Origin of the sequence: Lyngbya sp. CCAP 1446/10 (genome assembly GCF_026130175.1) — a bacterium.
In the GTDB taxonomy this organism is placed as follows: domain Bacteria; phylum Cyanobacteriota; class Cyanobacteriia; order Cyanobacteriales; family Microcoleaceae; genus Microcoleus.
On sequence record NZ_JAIGNI010000043.1, the window covers coordinates 17,478 to 34,389 of the forward strand.

The 16,912-nt window shown below is 43.7% G+C and carries 17 protein-coding genes; 6 read left to right on the top strand and 11 right to left on the bottom strand.

Features of this window, described 5'->3' with window-relative positions; translation table 11 throughout:
• The 5 genes from K4039_RS18155 to K4039_RS18175 form a co-directional block, all read right to left on the bottom strand.
• On the bottom strand, nt 1-510 hold the full coding sequence (locus tag K4039_RS18155) for a type IV pilin-like G/H family protein (protein ID WP_265237153.1): 510 nt from the start codon (nt 508-510) through the stop codon (nt 1-3).
• A 175-nt stretch (nt 511-685) separates the two neighbouring features.
• Nucleotides 686-1,132: a type IV pilin-like G/H family protein gene (locus K4039_RS18160; RefSeq protein ID WP_265237154.1), complete on the bottom strand. Its 447-nt coding sequence runs from the start codon at nt 1,130-1,132 to the stop codon at nt 686-688.
• 167 nt (nt 1,133-1,299) lie between these two features.
• Entirely contained in the window at nt 1,300-1,839 is a 540-nt protein-coding gene (locus K4039_RS18165) for an SPFH domain-containing protein (protein ID WP_265237156.1), read from the bottom strand.
• 121 nt (nt 1,840-1,960) lie between these two features.
• On the bottom strand, nt 1,961-2,503 hold the full coding sequence (locus tag K4039_RS18170) for an NfeD family protein (protein WP_265237157.1): 543 nt from the start codon (nt 2,501-2,503) through the stop codon (nt 1,961-1,963).
• A 553-nt stretch (nt 2,504-3,056) separates the two neighbouring features.
• Nucleotides 3,057-3,677, bottom strand: a complete 621-nt coding sequence (locus tag K4039_RS18175) for a type IV pilin-like G/H family protein (RefSeq protein ID WP_265237159.1) — start codon at nt 3,675-3,677, stop codon at nt 3,057-3,059.
• A gap of 346 nt (nt 3,678-4,023) precedes the next feature.
• Between K4039_RS18175 and K4039_RS18180 the strand changes: the two genes are divergently transcribed.
• Nucleotides 4,024-5,835 (top strand): AAA-like domain-containing protein, encoded by a 1,812-nt coding sequence (locus K4039_RS18180; RefSeq protein ID WP_265237161.1) that lies wholly within the window; start codon nt 4,024-4,026, stop codon nt 5,833-5,835.
• Nucleotides 5,836-5,842: 7 nt separating this feature from the next.
• On the opposite strand, the gene K4039_RS18185 is transcribed toward K4039_RS18180, so the two are convergent.
• Entirely contained in the window at nt 5,843-6,403 is a 561-nt protein-coding gene (locus tag K4039_RS18185; protein ID WP_265237163.1) for a Uma2 family endonuclease, read from the bottom strand.
• Nucleotides 6,404-6,694: 291 nt separating this feature from the next.
• Between K4039_RS18185 and K4039_RS18190 the strand changes: the two genes are divergently transcribed.
• The 3 genes from K4039_RS18190 to K4039_RS18200 all read left to right on the top strand — a co-directional run bounded on the left by K4039_RS18190 (nt 6,695) and on the right by K4039_RS18200 (nt 9,863).
• The gene (locus K4039_RS18190; protein WP_265237165.1) at nt 6,695-7,258 is read left to right on the top strand and encodes a type IV pilin-like G/H family protein; all 564 of its coding nucleotides are present in this window, start codon (nt 6,695-6,697) and stop codon (nt 7,256-7,258) included.
• Between the two features lie 23 nt (nt 7,259-7,281).
• Complete coding sequence (locus K4039_RS18195) at nt 7,282-8,586, top strand: sterol desaturase family protein (RefSeq protein ID WP_265237167.1); 1,305 nt, start codon at nt 7,282-7,284, stop codon at nt 8,584-8,586.
• A gap of 176 nt (nt 8,587-8,762) precedes the next feature.
• Nucleotides 8,763-9,863 (top strand): iron-containing redox enzyme family protein, encoded by a 1,101-nt coding sequence (locus tag K4039_RS18200; RefSeq protein ID WP_265237169.1) that lies wholly within the window; start codon nt 8,763-8,765, stop codon nt 9,861-9,863.
• 52 nt (nt 9,864-9,915) lie between these two features.
• On the opposite strand, the gene K4039_RS18205 is transcribed toward K4039_RS18200, so the two are convergent.
• From K4039_RS18205 to K4039_RS18215, 3 genes are all read right to left on the bottom strand, one after another.
• Nucleotides 9,916-10,635, bottom strand: coding sequence for a methyltransferase (locus tag K4039_RS18205; RefSeq protein WP_265237170.1), 720 nt, complete (start codon nt 10,633-10,635; stop codon nt 9,916-9,918).
• A gap of 784 nt (nt 10,636-11,419) precedes the next feature.
• Nucleotides 11,420-11,902 carry a YqhA family protein gene (locus K4039_RS18210; protein ID WP_265237171.1) on the bottom strand — a complete coding sequence of 161 codons (483 nt, stop codon included), beginning with the start codon at nt 11,900-11,902 and terminating at the stop codon, nt 11,420-11,422.
• Nucleotides 11,903-12,244: 342 nt separating this feature from the next.
• A complete protein-coding gene (locus tag K4039_RS18215) occupies nt 12,245-12,613 on the bottom strand; it encodes a Lin0512 family protein (protein WP_265237172.1) in 369 nt (122 codons plus the stop codon).
• 306 nt (nt 12,614-12,919) lie between these two features.
• Here K4039_RS18215 and K4039_RS18220 point away from each other — a divergent pair, with 306 nt between their 5' ends.
• Nucleotides 12,920-13,834, top strand: coding sequence for a branched-chain amino acid transaminase (locus K4039_RS18220; protein WP_265237174.1), 915 nt, complete (start codon nt 12,920-12,922; stop codon nt 13,832-13,834).
• 121 nt (nt 13,835-13,955) lie between these two features.
• On the opposite strand, the gene fghA is transcribed toward K4039_RS18220, so the two are convergent.
• Both fghA and K4039_RS18230 read right to left on the bottom strand, forming a co-directional pair.
• Nucleotides 13,956-14,810, bottom strand: coding sequence for an S-formylglutathione hydrolase (gene fghA, locus K4039_RS18225; protein WP_265237176.1), 855 nt, complete (start codon nt 14,808-14,810; stop codon nt 13,956-13,958).
• 90 nt (nt 14,811-14,900) lie between these two features.
• Complete coding sequence (locus K4039_RS18230) at nt 14,901-16,010, bottom strand: S-(hydroxymethyl)glutathione dehydrogenase/class III alcohol dehydrogenase (protein WP_265237178.1); 1,110 nt, start codon at nt 16,008-16,010, stop codon at nt 14,901-14,903.
• A gap of 81 nt (nt 16,011-16,091) precedes the next feature.
• Here K4039_RS18230 and K4039_RS18235 point away from each other — a divergent pair, with 81 nt between their 5' ends.
• Complete coding sequence (locus K4039_RS18235; RefSeq protein ID WP_265237180.1) at nt 16,092-16,775, top strand: SDR family oxidoreductase; 684 nt, start codon at nt 16,092-16,094, stop codon at nt 16,773-16,775.
• Nucleotides 16,776-16,912: the final 137 nt, after the last annotated feature.

Consider the following 16,912-nt stretch of genomic DNA (forward strand, 5'->3'; position numbering starts at 1 on the left):
TTATTTTGTCACTTCTGTTGTGCCTTTACCACACATCAGTTTGCCATTTTGATAAGTTGGTTCCGCTGGTTCAATTGTACCGGGAGAATCAGCTTTGCACAAGATTGTGGATGATGTTATCATTGCATTTTTAGGAGCATTGGGAGCGGCAGGAACTAGAAAAACACCGCCCACATAACTTTTTGCTTTTTTTTGCTTGGATACTCCATAATTAAAAGCAGCTTGCTTTGTCACACGAAGTGAATATTTGTAGTTGGTGGTTTCTGTTTTAAGTCCAAGTCCTAAAGCTTCAATGGAAGTGGAAAAAGCATTTTTTTCTGCATAATAAGCTTGCTGACCTTTGTTCAGCGAACTAACATACTGTTTGCCTTCCGACTGCTTAGCCTTACTTGCCATACTCAGAACAGACGGAAGAGCGATCGCACCCATTACTCCAATGCACATCAAAAGCACTAAACATCCACAACCATCAACTGAAATTATAGCTGGCTTAGAATTTTCTTGACGCATGGTATTGTCTCCTTTTTGTTTGTAGTAAGGACTTTAGTCCTTAAATAGTGAATTAAATGCCGATTCTAACTCGCGATCGGCTGTCATTATCCGCCCTAAAATTCGATTATTCTGTTACTTCTGTCGTGCCTTTGCCGCAAGCAGTTTTACCATTTTGATAAGTGGGTTCTGCTGGTTAAATTGAACCGAGATAATCAGCTTTGCACAATATGGCTATTGTCTTGAGTTCATCTTTGGCAGCATTTGGTTCAACTTCTTTAGCAGGAACTACAAAGACACCGCCCACATAACTTGTACTTTTTGGGTGCTTGGATACTCCATAATTAAATGCTGCTTGCTTGCTGGCGTGAACTGAATAGTTGTAATTTGGGGTTTCAGTTTGAATGCCTGTTCCCAATACTTCAACAGAATTAGCAAAAGTATTTTTTTGAGCGAAATCGGCTTTTTGTTCTCTGTTCATTGAGCTAAGATACTGTTTTGGTTCCGATGGTATCTCCAGAATTTCTTCGTTAATAAATGAGGGGCTAGCTAGCACGCCAATTACTCCGACGTAGATTAAAAACAACAAGCATTCATAACGATAAAGTGAAAGGCTAGATAACTCAAATTTTTGTTGACTCATGGTAGTTTGCTCTCTGTGTTTCTAGTAAAACCGATATTCCGACAGTCCGGCAGGGGTTTAAACCCCTGCTGGAATGTGGGAAAGCGCGTGTTTGTTGTCAGGAATGGGCAGGTACTGGGAACAATGAAAGGAGGAAACATTAATTCCTAATATCGCAACTTTTGTGCTTATTTTTTGGCGGAATATTCTGGTTTAATCGCTTTAGTACCGATCGCAAAATCGCGCAATTCCACCCTGGTAAACTTGACCCCCCACGGATCGGTGGTTGTATCCAACTCCTCCACTAAAGTATTATTGAGTTGATGACGAGCTGTATGAAGTTCCTCGACGGTTAATTTAGCAATCTGAGTCCGAATGGAAAGAATCAGCATATTGAACATGGCTTCTTTGAGATTCTGAACTTTGTAAGAAGCTTTTTCTAAGTCAATGATTCGCCAGTAAACAATAAAATCAAGGGTGACAAAAACCCGATCGCTAGTTGCACATTGTTGCGGTGGCAGTTTTAACATTTGCTCCCGCAGAGTTTGTTTATAGGCGACTGTTTCGACAAACGGAATCAGAAATGTCAAGCCAGGTTCGAGTTTTTTGCGATCGTACTTTCCGAAAATTTCAACTAAGGCTTCATCTCCTTGACGGACGATTTTCACGCTGCTGACTAAAGATACTCCGGTGATTGCAAACAACACCATCAAAAAATACTGATACATAGTGAATCTCCTGGCAAATAGTTGACAGTTGAAAGTTGATTTGTTAGTCCGCGAAGGCGGACTTTGTTTGTGTAGAAGCGATTTCAATCGCCGATTGATTGAGGAATCAACAAACCCGGATTTAGCTGTTGATGTTAATTAATCTGTCAGGTATCACAATCAGCGTGTTGCCTTCGCGGCGCAAAACGTAAACTTTTTGTCTGGGTGCGATTACTTGGTTATCTTCATTGCGAGCTTTCCAGGAAGCACCTTCATAAATCACCATTCCGATTTCTCCAGATAAAATTTCTGAGATAGTTGTTGCTGATGTTGCTTCGGGAATCACAAACTTTTTGCGAACAATGAAAATCGGTCGAATCCAGATACTCAGCGCGAGGGCTATCCCCATCCAGTAGGATATCTGCCAGTCAAAATCTTCATACATTACGTTGGCCCAACTAAACTCAAATGCGACTGAGCCTCTCCACAAAATAAAGGATGAAATTAGAGCAGCAACTCCCATCATCAGCAGGTAAAACCTGTATTTTTGGGGCTGAGTTTTTTGGATGAATAGATCGATCGCACTTAGCACAACTCCCAGCACAAACCAAAACATCGGCGGTGTGAAAGCGAAAGTTGGTTGATTAGTGGCTGACGCCAGCGACCAAATTAGGATAGAATGCACAATGCTTTTACCTCGTTGTGATGGGATGCAACCTTGTTATTTCTAATCTAATCAGGCCGCTATTTGAGTTGGTGAGTGAGTTATTTGAGAATTCATCGACTTGTCATCGACTTGTCATCGACTTTGGGGACGTTTAGCAGTCAATTTAAGGTCAAACGCGCATTGAGGCAGGGGTTTAAACCCCTGCCTCAATGCGAAAGTCGGTTAAAACCGACTATCAATTTGAGATTTGAGATTTGAGATTGGTAATTATTGATTTGAGATTGGAGTTTTTAGATTTAAAATTGAGGATTAAAAGGTTTATTTAATTAGCTCTTCAGTCCTCTTTGAGAGGACTTTCACTATGAGACAGGGAATTAATTCCCTGTCGGACTGTCGGACTTACAAACGATATCGGTACAGGTACAGCATTTTAATTCCATAACAATCGGCGGTTGAAACCGCTACTACACAAACAAAATCGGCCTGCGCCGATTAAAGAATAAAGGAGATGAAAAACCTGGTTATGGTATCAGTTATCAAGCTGAAATATTCTGGAAATTGCTTAGTTAGATTATCTGGTCAATTCTGTTGTGCCTTTACCGCAAATAACCTCTCCATTTTGATAAATTGGTTCTGCTTGCTCATCCGGCTCATCTGTTCGTTTAACTCTAAAGAAAGGGCGCTTTTCAGTTTCGCAAAGTATGGTTACAGTCATCATTTCATCTCGACGGGCGTTTGGATCTAATTTTTGAGCAGGAACTAGAAAGACACCGCCGACATAATTTTTAAGAGTCTTGTCCTTGGCAACTGCATAATTAAATGCTGCTGTTTCAGTGGTATGAGTTGAATATTTGTAGTTGTTAGTTTCTGTTTTAATGCCAAGTCCTAAAGCATCAACAGAAGTGGCTAAAGCATTATTTTCGTAAAAATAAGTTTGCTGGACTCTGTTCATTGAACCAACAAACTGTTTGCCTTCCACCTGCTTAGAATTAGTTACCATACTTGCAGATAACCCTAGCAATATCTCAACTTGCTTATCCCTAATTCCAAAAGAAAAAAATAATGGCATGACAAACAGGGTGAAAAATGCAATCAATCCAATGTACGCAAGCAATAAGCATCCACCAACCTTGAGTAAACCGCTAAAAACCTGGAGTAAAATGCTATTTGACTTAGACTTTTGTTGACGCATGGTATTTTTTCCTCTATGTTTACGATCGCAATTTTATCTGGGCGGGTGAGTTGTGAGAATGAATAGATCGATCGCACTTAGCGCAACTCCCAGCAACAATATCGGCGGTGTGATGGCGCAACCTGGTTGATCTGTAGCTGATGCTAGCGAACAAATTAGGAGAGAATACACAATGCTTTTACCTCGTTTTGATGCGATCCAACGTTGTTATTTCTCATCTAATCAGGCCACTATTTGAGTTGACGAGTGACTTATTTGAGAATTCATCGACTTTTCATCGACTTTTTATCGACTTTAGGGACAATAGGCATTTATGATGGTTTCAATGTCTCGATCGTTATAACCAATGCCTCGATCGCTCAGGCTGCATCTCCAGTACATTCCCACAGTTAAATCGTCTCTGCTGAGAAATGGCTTTCCCAGTCAGAAAATCTTGGCTGAGGATTTAGGGATAGCCCAATCTACTGTCAGTCATTTCCTGAATGGCAAACCTGTGGATTATGCTAATTTCATCGAAATTTGTCGCGGCTTGGGCCAGGAATGGCGCGATATAGCCGATTTTGAGACTCAGTGCGAATCGGTAGAAACACAGTCGATCGCAGCCAAAATAGCCAAAATTGCGATCCTCTTCGTTGATCAGCCTCCCGTAGGGGCGGGCAACGCTTACGCGCGATCGAACCCAAACCACACCCTGATTCAACAATTGCACCAAGCTTTGACTTTTGCTAGCCACGAAGTCTTTTTAGTTAACAACAGCAGCAAAGATAACTCATATTTAAAGCTTTGCGATTATTTGCTGTTACCGATATCCGCAGAATATGCCGCTAGCGAAATGATATTAGAACAAGTACAGCTAGCCCAAGAATTGCACAGTTTCACTAATAAAAAACCAGCCATATTACCAATTTGCATTGAATTAAATGCACCATTTTCTTTTGATTTATTGCATTATTTAGCAGGAGTCCAGTCTTGGCATTGGCGGTGTGCGGCCGACTCATCAAAGTTAATTTCAGAAATTTTAACCGTAGTTAAAGAAGGTCGCACATCCTTAAATGCAGACCATGAATTAGCTGTCAATTTGAGCGAAATTCCTAGCACAAAAAATTCGATAATTCAACCCATACCAGCAGCAGCGCCAGAATTGCCGGGAGGACAAGTAGATTTAGTTTCTCACTTTTATGTCGATCGCCCTCCGATAGAATCCCGCTGTTACGAGGCGATCGCCCAACCGGGAGCCCTGATCCGCATCAAAGCACCCAGACAGATGGGCAAAACTTCATTGATGGCGCGGATTTTGCATCATGCAGAAGCGCAAGGTTCTCGCACGGTAGCGCTGAGTTTTCAGCTAGCAAATAGGAGAGTTTTCGCGAATTCAGATACATTTTTGCAGTGGTTTTGTGCTAGCGTCGGTCAAGAGTTGGGAATGCTGGATCAGTTACCTAAATGCTGGGAATTAGCAGATTTGATTGGCAGCAATCAGTGCTGTAAAGCTTTCTTTGAACAGTATTTGCTGTCGGAATCGTCACCACCTCTGACATTAGGCTTGGATGAGAGCGATCGCCTGTTTGAATCGCCGGAAATTGCCGATGACTTTTTTGGGTTATTGCGCGCTTTGCACGAAGAAGCAAAACGGCGAGATATTTGGAAAAAGTTTCGTTTAATTGTGGTACATTCCACCGAAGTTTATATTCCGCTGGATGTGAACAAATCGCCGTTTAATGTCGGATTGCCGATCGAATTGTCGGAGTTTAGTTCGCAGCAAGTGCAAGAGTTAGCAGCGCGACACGGACTGAATTGGAATGCGGTAGAAGTTGAGGAATTGATGGCGTTAGTGGGAGGACATCCCTATTTAGTGCGGCTGGCTATGTATCGCATTGTCTGTCAAGATGTGACTTTAAATAATTTGCTTAAATCGGCGACAACGGAGGCAGGAATTTACAGCGATCATTTGCGTCGGCATTTGTGGAATTTAGAAAAATATCCAGAATTAATCGAGGCGATGAGAGAGGTTGTGAGTGTCTCAAATCCGGTTAGATTGAAGTTAGAATTAGGGTTTAAATTAAATAGTATGGGGTTGGTGAAACTGGAGGGAAATTATTGCAGTGCGAGATGCAGTTTGTATGAGGAGTATTTTCGCGATCGCCTAGAATGCAAATAATCCCAATTTAGCCGATCGCCAAATCCACACTAACTACAAATTCTGGAAATGCCAGCGGCGAAACTTCGTCGCCCCGCCAAAACCTGAGAATTACACTGTAACCGTTAACCGTTGGCTGGCGGTATACTTCCAAGCAATTTTCCTGTAAATTGACGATCCAGACTTCCTGAATTTGCGATCGGGCATAAATAGGAAGTTTCACATCTCTGTCATAATCTATTGAAGTGTCAGCTACTTCTATTAACAGCAAAACTTCCGATGGTAGGGGATGGGCGGTTGAATAGTAATCGGCGCGAGGTTGTAACAATACTAGATCGGGTTGCGGTTCAGTGCGATCGCTCAACTGGACGGGGTTCTGCACATCAAAAGTAGCCAAATTTTCGGGAATTTGGCTGCACAGTCTGGCTAAGCGCCTCACAGAGGAAGCATGACGAGTTCCAATAGCGGCCATTTCAACAAATTCTCCTTCGATCAATTCTACGCGATCGCCCTCCGAAAGAATCCCAGCTTTACTCATTTGATGGTATTCTTCTACTGTGAAAAGTCTTTTGAGCAACTGCACAGCCATAACTTACCGTTCCTCTAATCATTTCTTCAATTATAGTCAGTCGCACCATTAAATACCACTAATTTCTAAAGTCGATGAGAAGTCGATGAGAAGTCGATGAGAACTCACTCATGTTCTCAAATAGCCTGGTGATTTAATAGAGATAGAGTAGAAGCAAGGCACAATATGCGAGGTTTACAAACCTCACCGCACTCAAATGAGGCATTTACCTAAAACCTAAATATGCTCGCGCATCTCCTCTAATTGTGACTTGCTTGGAAACTACTCTGCTAACTCATTTGGAGAACAATCATGTTGCTTAAAATAAATCCTCGACTCGATCAACTCAAGAAACAAGCAAAATTTTCACAAACAAACATTACTCGCAACAAAAAAAACGATGGGGGATTCACTTTAGTAGAACTCACTATTATACTCATGATAATTACAATCCTTTCTGCGATCGCCCTCCCTGAATTCGCCCGTTGTAGGCCGTATAAAGCTATGCAGTCAGAAGCTAAGCAATATGTTAGCTCAATTAACCGCGCCCAACAAGCTTATTTTGGGGAAAAAGGTGCATTTTCTAATTCCATTAATCCTTTGGCTATCGGCATTAAAACTGAGACAACCAATTATAACTATTCAGCCATAGCTACCAAAAATGCTGCGTTTAGTTATGGGGTATCCCGTAGCAATAATATTCGTAGTTATGTCGGGGCTGTATTTTTACTACCTGTTTCCCCAGCTAACAACGACAAGACTACTGTAGGCATTCTGTGTGAAGCAAATTCTCCTGGGAAGATCCAACTGCCTAATCCTATCCTTCAGAATAATGTTCCTGTCTGCGCTGCTGGTAGTAGTGAAGTGACTAAGTAAATATCGACATTACCGAGAAGCTCATGTTACCAGAAATTGTCAAAGGCTTCATCATCTTAGCCTGCATCTTCATTCCCCTAGAAAGAATCTTTTCCTTGCACAAGCAAAAGATATTTCGTCTCGGATGGGCAACCGATGTCACCTATTTTTTTACAGGTCACTTTATTGGCAGATTTGGTGCCATTGTTGTGACACTAACTTGGTCACTGATGACGAATTTTCTCAACTCAGAATTGCAAAGCAAAGTAGCTTCTCAACCTATTTGGTTGCAGTTTGCAGAAGCAGTTATCGTTTCAGATATGGCATATTATATCGCTCACCGTCTGCTCCATGAAGTACCCTGGCTTTGGCAATTTCATGCAGTCCATCACAGCATTGAACACATGGACTGGTTGGCAGCAGTGCGGGTGCATCCCTGCGAGCAACTCTTTACTCAGATTTGCAAAATTATGCCTCTTGTCTGGTTGGGATTTAGCAAAGAAACTTTTGTGGTTTATGCTCTTTATTCGGCGGCGATCGCCTTTTTGATTCATGCTAATATTACTCTCAAATTTGGAGTGCTAAAATGGTTTGTGGCTACCCCGCAATTTCATCAATGGCATCACACTAAAATTCCGGAGATTTACAACAAAAACTTTGCGGTTCAGTTGCCACTCTTAGATTTACTATTTGGCACTCTGTATATGCCAGCAGGGAAAAGACCCCGAAAATATGGTGTCTCCGATCGCATACCTGTTGGCTATCTCGGACAATTACTCTATCCGTTTTTCGGAAACATTAAAATGGTAAATAACCAATTAAAACAAGGCATGAGTCGCTATTTTCGCCCTTTGCCTGTAACGCTTGGTGCGATATTAGTTGCGGTTAGTTCTCTGAGTGCAGTTTCCTTAATTAATCACATGGATATTCCTACTTTTATTGCCAGTTTGAATTCCCAAAAAATAACTGTTGCCGAATTGCAGCAGGGTAAGTTGAAACCTGTGATTTTGATTGACGTGCGATCGCCCGAAGAGTACGCAGAAGATCGCATCGGTGAAAGTCCGCTGGTTCCCCTCATTGACATTGAAGCTGGATTCGGTGTCAAGCAAGTGCAAGCTATTGCTCGATCGAGCGTCAAATCTAATCAAACTCAGCCAACTATTGTACTTTATTGCGCGCGGGGAGGGCGATCGGTTAAAGCTTACCAAAAATTGCAAAAAATAGGCTTTAATTTAGCTTTTCTATCGGGAGGAATCGCCGCGTGGCGGGAAGCTGTGCCTGCCAAACAAGACTCTGAAGTATTAGCGCCAATTATTCGATCGCCAAAAGAGACTGTCAGAAGTAATTAGTTAGTTAAAAGAAAAGCAGAGAACAAGGGAAACTCAAAAATATCTATCAATAGAAAGGTGTATCCGGCTGACTGATTCGCTATCTTGAAAACAAGTAGCCAAAATCTTCAGCAATCTGCAAAGGTTGGCTGTTTTGGCAAGCTCCACAATAATCTGAGTTAGCATAATTTGATTCCATGCAAAACACCCTAGAGATACTTTCTACTTCTGAGTCGCCGAGTCTTCCCAAAAATCAGCAGGCACTCCCAAATTATGAAGCAGCCGATCGCCAATTTGTCAATTTGCTAGAGGTAGAGGATTTAGACAAGACAGTGGCGGCTAAACCGTTACTCGTCAGCGATTTTGAAAGCGCGATCGCCTATGCACTTCAAGCAGCTTACCAACAGGAACCGGGCGACGAAGCCGCGCACCGTTTCTTGCAGCGCGTGCTCTACCGCATCAACCGCCTCAACTTGTTTTGGTACGACGATTTGCGCCGCTACAACAACGAGCGATCGCACTATTTGCGAGGAGTGCGCGATCGCATCGAATCACCCTGGCAGCAATGGGAAAGCGCCCAAATCGACGTTGCAGCGCTGCAAAACATCGAGGATGTCAAGCAAGCCCTGCGCGATCGCGCGGCCGCTGATGTCGATCCAGAGCTCACTGAGATCGATCGCTACCTGCGGGAACAGATGACTGAAGAGGGATACAAGCACTTGCTGGCGATCGCCTCCTTCGACGGTTTAGTGGAAGCCAGCCGCGTTTCTCGGATCATCGGCGGTGCTGGCAACGAAATTCAGTCAACGCTGACGCGGGTGCTGATCGAAGAATACGGCGGCGGTCGCTTAGCCCGCAAACACTCGACCTATTTTGCCCAAATGCTGGCAGAATTCGGGATGAGCACGGAACCGGAAGCCTACTTCGATTTAGTGCCTTGGCAAGTGCTCGCCAGCATCAACCACAACTTCTTGCTTACCGAACGCAAGCGCCATTTTCTGCGCTACAACGGCGGACTCACCTATTTTGAGGTGGCGGGGCCTGTCGCTTACCGCAATTATCTAGCCGCGGCGCAGCGTCTGGGCCTCTCGCAAGCCGCGATGGGTTATTGGGAATTGCACATCCGCGAAGATGAACGTCACGGGCGCTGGATGTTGGATGAGGTGGCGCTACCGCTGGTTGACAGATACCCGCAGGAAGCGTGGGAATTGGTGTTGGGGTACGATCAGGAGAAGTCGATCGGCGATCGGGCTGGGTTGGCTGTAGTGCGATCGATCCAAACCGCAGAACAAAATTAACCGCTATGCGCGGGTGCGTCAGTCTGTGGCACACCCGCACCCAGGCTAGATATTAAAAAGCAGTCAATAACTGAATTAGCTCGATCGACAAATCTCTTTGCGACTTTTGCTGCTTCTGAAACAAAACTCCAGCCAGCAGATAGATATTTTCCGAATAAAAAGCCATTCCCTGTTTTCGGAGATTGGCGATCGCGCTTTTCACCTTGGGCTCCGAACTGTAATAGCCAAAATTTAAAGGTGCAATCTCAAAATTCGCCACCGAGTAGCCTAGATCCAAGGCATAATCTATCAAACCCACAGGATTAGAATAGCTAGAAACCATCAGCAAAACTCGATCGCAGTCCAAAGATAAAAGTTTCTTAGCAATTGTCGAACCATCAGTCCCGCCGTGCAACAGCGGCTGATAAATCTTGTCATCCACCGCAGGCAAATAAGGCGGATTTGAGATAACACAATCTGCCGACTGATATAAAAGCGAATCAAAAAAAGAGCAATTGTTGACCGTATATTTTTCGCTGATTTGATATTGCTTAATTTTAGATTGAGCAATTTTCCAAGCTACATTATTTAACTCAAATCCTTGTATTGTCCCGTTAAAATCTGTTCTCAGCAAAGACTTAATAACTGGACTTCCTTCACCAGAACCAAACTCTACGATACGTCTAAATTGGTCGCTGGCATTTAACACTAAACTTTCCAAGCAGTGCGAGTAAAAATTCGATTCTTCCGGGCAGTGGAATACCTGTTTGAGTGGATTTGAGGAAGTGATCATAAATTCTGTAACAAGGTTTACTATTATAAAAATATCTAAGAAGCAATAGTGCAGCCATCTGTCGCAAGAGCTATTTAATCAACTTTGATAGCAGTTCTATCTAAAGATGAGAAATATATCTCAATACGGTTCACTTAACATATTTATGCCCCGGAGATCCCCCTCGCATCCCCCTTAAGAAGGGGGACTTTGAGAGCATTCTTGTCCCCACCTTGGGAAGGGGGGTTAGGGGGGATCTGTCTTAAGTGAACCGTATTGGAATATATCTCTCCCTCATCTTTCGTTCGATTCTCCCATTTAAAATCTCTACTCAAAAAATGAAAAATCTATAGCAGTTCGAGCCAAAGATGAGGTATTGAGCGATCGAGTTCTCAATCCCTCAATTCTTCAATCTCAAATCGAAAAATGGAAAATCTCTTCCTGTTTGAGTTGGTGCGATTGTAAAATTATTACTTTCGAGCGATCGTAAAATTAATAATATTCATCCTATTGATAGATGGCAATTCTCTAGCAATCCGTTCATAAATTTAAATAAGTGGTTCCCAGTTCGAGCGAAAGGAAACCATGCAAGTGAGGAAGAGCCTCAGCACACGACTAGATCCGCTCTTCCTCGCCTGTGGGTTCTGCTTTCCCTCGAACTGGTAACGAGCATTCCTACAAATCCTGCGAGGATTGCTATAGTGATTAACAGGTTTTAGATAAAATTTATTGTGAGCCGATAGTCCCATTTTCTTGCTCTTGCTTTATCAGCAAAATTTGGGTAATTTCCCTGCTCAAACAGGCCTTAATCTGACTTGGACTTTTTCACCTGCGAATTCAAAAAATACGTCAGTGAAGCGATTACTAAAGCGATACTTGCTCCCAAGGGAAGGATGTTATCCGCACCGTTCCACTTAACTACCTGACCGAGATATAATACGCTCAATACGACGACGATCACGCTGGTGAGTTTGCTTTTGAGGTCGTCTATGGTGTGAATTTCTAGCCAGTCTGGTACTTTGATGCGCTCGTCAATAAACAGTTCGTAAAGTCCGAGTGCCGTAATATAAAATACTGTGGCTAGCAGAAACAAATCTACAACTTCGACAAAGGACAGAATCAGTGTTTTAGAGTTTTCGCTGGAAATCGGCCCTGTAGTGATAATGTAGCCGATGGTAGCGATCGTTTCCAGGGCACCGTAGATCAAAAGCGTCACAGAGGCTACAAAAGAACCGAGTACAGCAATTATCATTAGATACCGACTTTTGGCAAGAATTCGATGCAGCATAGTTGATGTCCGCTGGGGAAATTTGTGAGAGAAGAACCGCTCTCTGGCATACCTTTGGCTTTACTATATCAAGGTTTTGCCCGATCGCCCGAATAACTTCGGTTGGCTGGGCACCTTGGGCGCGTTGGGTTTGCTCAACTTGCTTCGGAAATACCGTGCAGCGTCCGATCGCGTGAAAGTGCGATCGGACTACCACTAAATTTGTAGGGTGCGTCAGAACCTCGCCTTTTCTCCCCTATGTGAGGCAAAATCTCTGACGCACCCTACCACTTTCCCTAAATTAATCATAATTTTCTCACGGGCGATCGCACTTCAGGGCTGATTTATTCAAACAACACAAAATTAGTCCTCAGCGTCCACAAAAACAGTCACAGCCGCCACAGCGATTAACATTTCATCATTTTTATCATTCAGAGAGGCGATCGCCCTTCCTGGTACAATCATCCCGCCCTGCTCCACAATCAGAGTTTTGCTACCAAAAGGCAGCGCCGCCAAAACTTCGTCGTGACGCACTTGTTCCGGGTAAGGAACAGCCACCTTTACCTCAACAATCATCTGATTCGGATCAGTCAAACCCGCCACTTCCCAGACACCTAGGAGAGCATTATGGGCGATCGCATTCCGTACAGCCCTAGCCGCCGCTACAGTCGGTTCCTGCCCGTGCTGGTCGATACCCATCCCCATTTCAATGATGAAACATTTACGTGCCACAGTTACCCCTTCGTTGATATTTGCTTGCAGTCGTTAGCGAAGCCCCCAAACAGGATCGCACTCTTGCTCAAAACAATCCAATTATCTCCCAACCTGACCGCTATTTATATTATTTTATCGATCGATACAACCACACAACAATCATCCCAGTTTAAACAAATAATGCAACTGTCTGCAAGCGCCAAAGCCCGATAGTCATCAATCAGTCTCAATTTAAAATATAAAATCTAAAATCGTCTAACTTATGGTAGTATAACCCAATTCACGACTCCTCGCGGAAAGCCAAACTCATCTCCAGCTTAAATCATGGATAGTTTTCTACCAATTGCCTACTTTCAAAACCAATTTCTCCCATTTACCGACGCCAACATTTCCATAGCCACCCACGCCCTGCACTACGGAACCGGAGTTTTAGGCGGGTTGCGAGGAATTCCCGACCCCGAAAATGCCGATCGCATCTTACTATTTAGATTAGACCGCCACTGTCAAAGATTAAGTCAAAGTGCCAGCTTCCTCCACTGCGATCTCCCCGCCGACAAAATCCAACAAGTAATCACTGATTTTGTTAAAAAAAATCAGCCCAAAAAATCATTTTACATCCGCCCCTTCATCTACACATCAAGTTTAGGAATAGCCCCCAGACTGCACAACGTAGAAACAGACTTTTTTGTCTATGGATTAGAACTCTCAGACTATTTGCCAAAAGAAGGAGTCAACTGTAGAATTAGCTCTTGGTATCGCCAAGAAGACCGCAGCTTACCCTTAAGAGGTAAAATTAGTGGCGCTTACATCACCTCAGCTTTAGCCAAAACAGAAGCAGTAGAATCCGGCTTCGACGAAGCGATTATGATGAACACCCAGGGAAAAGTCAGCGAAGCTTCAGGAATGAACATATTTGTCGCCAGAAACGGTAAATTAATTACTCCAGGTTTCGACCAAGATATTCTCGAAGGAATCACCAGAGATAGCGTGATGACAATCGCCAAAGACTTAGGAATTGAAGTCATAGAAAGACCAGTTGACAAATCAGAACTATTGATTGCAGACGAGATTTTCCTATGCGGAACCGCCGCCAAAATCACCCCAATTAACCGAATAGAAAACTATCAACTGCCCAAAAACCGACCCATCACCGAAAAACTCTTGCACAAAATCACAGGGATTATGGAAAATCGCGATAGTAAGTACAAAGAGTGGGTATTTGCGATCGATCTGAATTAAGCTGTTCTGCCTTTAAATCGTATATCAAGAAATAATCAAACTCTTGTGGGGTGGGCTTCGACGCTGCCCCGAATATGCAATTTCAATACGCAACAACTTAATTTGTAACTAAAAACAAGTTTTACTCACACAAAGCAGCCGCATGATGGCGAATATGATCCTCCATAAAACTAGCGACAAAATAATAGCTGTGATCGTAACCTTCCTGCATCCTTAAAGTCAGCGGCTGTCCCGCTTTTGCACAAGCATCCGCGAACACATCCGGCAACAATTGCCCCTCAGCAAGATAGGAATCAGCAGTGCCACAGTCAATCAGAATCGGGCGGTTGTATTGCTTTTCCCGAACTAATTCGCTCGCATCCCAAGCCCTCCAACTCTCTCGATCGCCCCCAAGGTAGTGTCCGAATATTTTTTGACCCCAAGGGCAGCGCACGGGCGCGCAAATAGGCGCAAACGCGGAAACTGAAAGATAGCGATCGGCATTTTTTAACGCACAAATTAAAGCCCCATGTCCGCCCATCGAATGACCAAAAATTCCCTGTTTTTCCCGTATCGCTGGGAAATTTTCAGCGATTAAATTTGGCAATTCATCAACCACATAACTGTACATTCGATAATGAGAATTCCAAGGTGAGGCTGTCGCATCCACATAAAAACCCGCGCCACTTCCCAAATCCCAATTGTCGGCCTCCCCAGGAATGCCAGTATCGCGCGGGCTAGTGTCTGGTGCAACTAACATTAACCCGTATTTTGCCGCAAATTGCTGCGCCCCTGCTTTTGCCATAAAGTTCTCTTCCGTGCAGGTTAAACCTGATAGAAAATACAGGACTGGTACGGGTTTAGTTTGAGCTTGGGGCGGCTGATAAACAGTGAATTTCATCTCGCTGTTGCAGGCTGAGGATTGATGGCTGTAAAATCCTAGTTTGCCGCCAAAACTTTTATATTGTTTTTCCAGTTTGAGGGATTTAGAGAGCATATTAATTCTCTTTCATTTCTGAATTAGATTTTTTTTACCGCAGAGAGCGCAGAGAGCGCAGAGGAAGAGAGAAGAGAGCAAGATTTTTGTTCAAAATGTCAAAACTGTGCGAATTGACTTGCCTTGGTGCATCAAATCAAAGGCTTGATTAATTTGCTCGATCGGCATTACTTGAGTTATCAAGCTATCAATATCAATTTTACCATCCATGTACCAATCAACAATTTTTGGAACATCAGTTCTGCCCTTCGCCCCGCCAAAAGCCGAGCCTTTCCAAACCCTACCAGTTACTAGCTGAAATGGGCGGGTACTAATTTCTTGACCTGCTCCCGCTACTCCAATAATCACGCTGACTCCCCAACCTTTGTGACAGCATTCCAAAGCTTGCCGCATCACATTAATGTTGCCGATACATTCAAAAGTGTAATCAGCTCCGCCTTTGGTTAAGTCTACCAAATAAGGCACTAAATCGCCTTCGACTTCGCGGGGATTGACAAAGTGAGTCATGCCGAATTTTTCCGCCATTTTTCGCTTGTCTGGATTCAAATCTACGCCGATAATCATGTTAGCTCCCACCATGCGAGCCGCTTGAATTACATTCAAACCAATCCCGCCCAATCCGAAAACTATGACATTAGAACCTGGTTCAACTTTCGCCGTATTGATGACAGCACCGATTCCCGTCGTGACGCCGCAGCCGATTAAACAAACTTTATCAAAAGGAGCATCATCGCGAATTTTTGCTACGGCAATTTCTGGCAATACTGTATAATTGGCAAAGGTAGAAGTTCCCATGTAATGGAAAATTTTTTCACCGTCAATTGAAAACCTGCTCGTGCCGTCGGGCATCACTCCTTGTCCTTGAGTGAGGCGAATTGCTTGACAGAGATTCGTTTTGCCGCTCAAACAATATTCGCAGTTGCGGCATTCGGGAGTGTAAAGTGGAATTACCCGATCGCCCTTTTTGACACTCGTTACTCCCGCTCCAACATCTGCGACAATCCCGGCTCCCTCGTGGCCTAAGATAGCAGGAAACAAACCTTCGGGATCAGCGCCGGAAAGAGTGTAAGCATCGGTGTGACAAACACCCGTCGCTTTAATTTCCACCAGCACCTCACCAGCCCGCGGCCCATCCAGATCAACCGTCTCAATAGTCAAAGGTTTGCCGGCACTGCGAGCAACTGCTGCTTTTACTTTCATGCTTTTTCCCCGTGCGATCGATTTGTCAACTGACCAGTCAATATGTATTGTATTACTTAATCACAAAATTGCACCAACTCTATGACAAAATTAATTGTAATTACCGGAGTCAGTCGCGGTCTAGGTCTCGCCATGACCGAAAAATTTATAGAATTGGGACATACAGTTCTCGGATGCGCCCGTTCTTCCGAAGCCGTTGAACAACTCAACCAAAAATATAGTGCACCCCACCATTTTACTTGTTTGGATGTCGCCAGCGACGAGCAAGTCAAAACTTGGGCAACAGAAATTATCGCCAAAAAACAGACTCCCGACTTGCTGATTAACAATGCAGCTTTAGTCAACAATCCCGCGCCGCTTTGGTTAGTCAGCAGCGAAGAATTTTCGCAGCTAATAGATGTTAATATTAAAGGTACTGCTAATGTGATTCGCCACTTTGTCCCGGCAATGATTGCGAGAAAAAGTGGCATAATTGTCAACATTAGTTCCGGTTGGGGAAGGTCAACTTCGCCGGAAGTCGCGCCCTATTGCGCTTCCAAATGGGCGATCGAAGGACTGACGCGATCGCTAGCCCAAGAACTCCCGCGAGGGATGGCCGCAATTCCGTTAAATCCCGGCATAATTCACACCGATATGCTGGACATTTGTTTCGGAGAAGAAGCAGCAAATTACACGCCAATCAAAGCGTGGGTGGAAAAAGCAGTGCCTTTTTTGCTGAAATTGAAACCTTCAGATAATGGCGTGCCAATGACAGTTCCAGGATAATAATAGACTGCTTACACTCACGCCGAAATCATCTAAAAATTATCTGTGTTAATCCGTGTTAATCTGCTTGACATTTGCGGTTCACCTATCAATTAAAAACTCATGCAAGAAGGATCATAAAATAGTAAAATAAGATT

What these genes read in the sequence shown, in the direction of transcription:
- K4039_RS18155 (WP_265237153.1), bottom strand. Translation starts at nt 510, where the DNA reads ATGCGTCAAGAAAATTCTAAGCCAGCTATAATTTCAGTTGATGGTTGT.
- K4039_RS18160 (WP_265237154.1), bottom strand. Translation starts at nt 1,132, where the DNA reads ATGAGTCAACAAAAATTTGAGTTATCTAGCCTTTCACTTTATCGTTAT.
- K4039_RS18165 (WP_265237156.1), bottom strand. Translation starts at nt 1,839, where the DNA reads ATGTATCAGTATTTTTTGATGGTGTTGTTTGCAATCACCGGAGTATCT.
- K4039_RS18175 (WP_265237159.1), bottom strand. Translation starts at nt 3,677, where the DNA reads ATGCGTCAACAAAAGTCTAAGTCAAATAGCATTTTACTCCAGGTTTTT.
- K4039_RS18180 (WP_265237161.1), top strand. Translation starts at nt 4,024, where the DNA reads ATGCCTCGATCGCTCAGGCTGCATCTCCAGTACATTCCCACAGTTAAA.
- K4039_RS18185 (WP_265237163.1), bottom strand. Translation starts at nt 6,403, where the DNA reads ATGGCTGTGCAGTTGCTCAAAAGACTTTTCACAGTAGAAGAATACCAT.
- K4039_RS18190 (WP_265237165.1), top strand. Translation starts at nt 6,695, where the DNA reads ATGTTGCTTAAAATAAATCCTCGACTCGATCAACTCAAGAAACAAGCA.
- K4039_RS18195 (WP_265237167.1), top strand. Translation starts at nt 7,282, where the DNA reads ATGTTACCAGAAATTGTCAAAGGCTTCATCATCTTAGCCTGCATCTTC.
- K4039_RS18200 (WP_265237169.1), top strand. Translation starts at nt 8,763, where the DNA reads ATGCAAAACACCCTAGAGATACTTTCTACTTCTGAGTCGCCGAGTCTT.
- K4039_RS18205 (WP_265237170.1), bottom strand. Translation starts at nt 10,635, where the DNA reads ATGATCACTTCCTCAAATCCACTCAAACAGGTATTCCACTGCCCGGAA.
- K4039_RS18210 (WP_265237171.1), bottom strand. Translation starts at nt 11,902, where the DNA reads ATGCTGCATCGAATTCTTGCCAAAAGTCGGTATCTAATGATAATTGCT.
- K4039_RS18220 (WP_265237174.1), top strand. Translation starts at nt 12,920, where the DNA reads ATGGATAGTTTTCTACCAATTGCCTACTTTCAAAACCAATTTCTCCCA.
- fghA (WP_265237176.1), bottom strand. Translation starts at nt 14,810, where the DNA reads ATGCTCTCTAAATCCCTCAAACTGGAAAAACAATATAAAAGTTTTGGC.
- K4039_RS18230 (WP_265237178.1), bottom strand. Translation starts at nt 16,010, where the DNA reads ATGAAAGTAAAAGCAGCAGTTGCTCGCAGTGCCGGCAAACCTTTGACT.
- K4039_RS18235 (WP_265237180.1), top strand. Translation starts at nt 16,092, where the DNA reads ATGACAAAATTAATTGTAATTACCGGAGTCAGTCGCGGTCTAGGTCTC.